The following is a 1,009-nucleotide window of genomic DNA, read 5'->3' on the forward strand; positions in this document are numbered from 1 at the left end:
CTCTGATAATGTCGTTAAAGACACGATAACGACCATCATTTTTAAAATCTTTTACCGTGTCTTCGAATCGCTGCAAATAGTCCATAATCTACCCCATGTTGAATACGAACTATTTATAATGAGTAGCCGGTCCCATTATAACCAGTATCTTCAAGGTAAGATACCATTTGTTCAAATCCACCAACTTTTTCTCCATTAATTACGATTTGTGGAAAAGTACGAGCTTCAGGAAATTCAGTTAAAACTTCCTCTCGCTCAAAGTCTACGCCAAGTTGGCGATATTCATATTGAATGTTACGTGCTTCAAGTGTACGTTTTGCCTTTTCGCAGCTTGGGCATGCTGCCTTTCCCCATATGTAAATCATAAGCTGAATCCTTTGAATGTGTCTGTTGATACGTCTTGTTTAGTGCCACCTTGTACATAACTAGTAATTTCTGTTTCTTGAGGAGCAACTTGTACCTCAGCACCAGAAATCCATTTTTGAGTCCACGGAAGTGGATTATTTGTTTTGCCATATGGAGACTTTAGTTTAACATTAGTCATACGACGTGTACAAATAAATTCGATATATTGATGAAGTAGTTCAGCGTTTAAGCCAATCATTGAACCATCTTTAAACAGATAATCAGCCCAAGCTTTTTCCTGATCTACAGCGTCAATAAACATTTGAGTACATTCTTGCTCAGTTTCTTGAGCAATTTGTTCAAACTCAGGATCGTCTTTACGCAATAATTTTAGCATCATTTGAGTAGATGCTAAGTGTAGATTTTCATCTCGAGCAATAAGCTTGATAATTTTCGCGTTTCCTTCCATCTTTTTGAGTTCTGCGAACGCCCAAGAGCAAGCAAAAGAAACATAGAATCGTACTCCTTCCAAAATGTTAACGCTCATCAATGTAAGGTACAAAAGCCTTTTCATTTCATACAAGCTTACCTCAACTGTCTTGCCATTTACTGTATGCGTACCTTCTCCAAGAAGATTGTAATAACCAGCCATTTCAATTAGTTG

At 37.4% G+C, this 1,009-nt stretch carries 2 protein-coding genes; both read right to left on the bottom strand.

Annotation, left to right across the window (positions count from 1 at the left end; genetic code table 11):
* Positions 1–113 precede the first annotated feature (113 nt).
* Positions 114–365 carry a glutaredoxin gene (locus tag AAFM34_RS20900; protein ID WP_341666209.1) on the bottom strand — a complete coding sequence of 84 codons (252 nt, stop codon included), beginning with the start codon at positions 363–365 and terminating at the stop codon, positions 114–116.
* Positions 362–1,009: ribonucleotide-diphosphate reductase subunit beta (locus tag AAFM34_RS20905; RefSeq protein WP_341666211.1), on the bottom strand; the 648-nt coding region annotated here is incomplete at its 5' end. The genes AAFM34_RS20900 and AAFM34_RS20905, both read right to left, overlap by 4 nt.

Source organism: Vibrio sp. (genome assembly GCF_038138445.1).
Classification (GTDB): domain Bacteria; phylum Pseudomonadota; class Gammaproteobacteria; order Enterobacterales; family Vibrionaceae; genus Vibrio.